The organism is Pseudomonas sp. HMWF006 (genome assembly GCF_003061205.1).
GTDB classification, from domain to species: domain Bacteria; phylum Pseudomonadota; class Gammaproteobacteria; order Pseudomonadales; family Pseudomonadaceae; genus Aquipseudomonas; species Aquipseudomonas monsensis.
In genome coordinates, this window is sequence record NZ_QAIU01000479.1 from 9,222 (window position 1) to 11,309 (window position 2,088).

General features: G+C 61.4%; 2 protein-coding genes and 1 pseudogene. 1 reads left to right on the forward strand and 2 read right to left on the reverse strand.

Features of this window, described 5'->3' with window-relative positions; genetic code table 11:
* Positions 1-406, forward strand: a 406-nt coding sequence (locus DBR24_RS33090) for a uroporphyrinogen-III C-methyltransferase (protein ID WP_256591699.1), incomplete at its 5' end; no start/stop codon positions are given.
* 132 nt (positions 407-538) lie between these two features.
* Here DBR24_RS33090 and DBR24_RS20905 read toward each other — a convergent pair.
* Positions 539-1,540 carry a glutathione S-transferase family protein gene (locus tag DBR24_RS20905; RefSeq protein ID WP_128615706.1) on the reverse strand — a complete coding sequence of 334 codons (1,002 nt, stop codon included), beginning with the start codon at positions 1,538-1,540 and terminating at the stop codon, positions 539-541.
* 91 nt (positions 1,541-1,631) lie between these two features.
* Positions 1,632-2,088: pseudogene (locus DBR24_RS20910) on the reverse strand (hypothetical protein); the annotation flags it as partial.

Here is a 2,088-nt window from a genome sequence, read left to right on the forward strand (position 1 = left end):
CACGGCGGCCAGCGGTTGCGCGGCGTATGCCGGGATTCCGCTGACCCATCGCGATTACGCGCAGTCAGTGCGCTTCGTCACCGGGCACCTGAAGGACGGCTCCACCGATCTGCTTTGGGCCGACCTGGTTGCCCCGGCGCAGACCCTGGTGTTCTACATGGGCCTGGTCGGGTTGCCGGTGATCTGCGAGCAGTTGATCAAACACGGTCGCTCGGCCGATACCCCGGCGGCGTTGATCCAGCAGGGCACCACGGTCAATCAGCGGGTGTTTACCGGCACCTTGGCTGATTTGCCGCGCCTGGTGGCGGAGCATGAAGTGCATGCGCCGACGCTGGTGATCGTGGGTGAAGTGGTGCAACTGCGCGAGAAACTGGCGTGGTTCGAGGGTGCTCAGGCGCAGGTTTGAAAACCGCGTCGCCTCTATCGCTGGCAAGCCAGCTCCCACGGGTTTTGTATTGAAGCTGCAATTTTCAGCTTTATACAGATCCCTGTGGGAGCTGGCTTGCCAGCGATGGCGTCCTCAACATCAGCGAATCAATCAGCCCCTGCGCCAAACCCCTTTCCCGCTCAGCCGCGCCCGATCATGGGCCACACTGAAATCCTGCGCCGGCCCCTTCGGCACAACCCCCGTCGGGTTGATCGTCTTGTGACTGCCGTAGTAGTGATGTTTGATGTGCTGAAAGTCCACGGTCTCGGCAATCCCCGGCCACTGATACAGCTCACGCAACCAGTTCGACAGGTTCGGGTAGTCGGCAATCCGCCGCAAATTGCACTTGAAGTGGCCGTGATACACCGCGTCGAAGCGAATCATCGTAGTAAACAGACGCACATCCGCTTCAGTCAGGAACTCACCGCTCAGGTAGCGGTTGGCGCCCAGCAACTGCTCCAGATGATCCAGCTCGGCAAACACCTCATCGAACGCCGCTTCATAGGCCTGTTGCGAGGTGGCGAAGCCGGCGCGATACACACCGTTGTTCACTGCCGGGTAGATCCGCTCGTTCAGCGCGTCGATCTCGCCGCGTAACGGTGCCGGGTAGAAGTCCAAGTCGTTGCCGGTGAGGTTGTCGAAGGCGCTGTTGAACATGCGGATAATTTCCGCCGACTCATTGCTGACAATGCGCTTGAGCTGCTTGTCCCACAGCACCGGCACCGTGACGCGCCCGGTGTAGTCCGGGGTGTCGGCGGTGTAGCGCTGGTGCATGAAGTCGAAGTGATCGAGTTTGTCGCCGGTCGAGCCGAGAGCCTTGTCGAAGGTCCAGCCGTTTTCCAGCATCAGCCAACTGACCACCGAGACGTCGATCAGCTTTTCCAGACCCTTGAGTTTGCGCAGGATCAGCGTGCGGTGTGCCCACGGGCAGGCGAGGGACACGTAGAGGTGGTAGCGTCCGGCTTCAGCGGCAAAACCGCCTTCACCGCTCGGCCCCGGCTGGCCGTCAGCGGTGACCCAGTGACGCCGCTGCGCCTGTTCGCGCTGGAACGCGCCGTCCTTGCTGCTTTCGTACCACTTGTCCTGCCAGTGGCCATCGACGAGTAAACCCATGATCAAGACTCCATAAACCAATAAACGTTGGAGTCGAGTCTATTCCGATGGGTTCGAACAAAAAGCGCAAAGATCGGGCGCGAATGATCGGTTAAATCGATTTGTTCCGCGCGGCCCAGTAGCGTTCGGCGGTTTCGAAGGCTTGCTCGCGGCTTTGGCCAAGCCCGCGCAGGGCCAGGGCCATGGTCGAAATCAGGGCCAATTGCGGATAGCTGTCGACCACCTCGCCGCGCCACACCGCTTTCAGATGCTCGATGTCCAGCGCGGCCGGTTTGACGTGGCGCTGGCTCGACAGCTGCGGCCATTCCTCGTCCCAGCTCTCGCCGCCGGCGGTGCCGTACAAGTGGCTGTCGGCGTCCGGATTGATCTCGATTTCACCGCCGTCGCCCTTGACCACAATCGCCGTGTCTCCGAGCAGGCCGCTGGCCTCTCGGTGCACGGCTTGATAACCCGGGTGGAAAATACTCTGCAGACCACAACGCGCGCGCAGCGGATTGAGAATCCGTGCCAGCGAGTGGATCGGCGAGCGCAGGCCCATGGTATTGCGC

Excerpts from the sequence above, each read along its gene's own strand:
- DBR24_RS20905 (WP_128615706.1), bottom strand. The coding sequence starts at position 1,540 with ATGGGTTTACTCGTCGATGGCCACTGGCAGGACAAGTGGTACGAAAGC.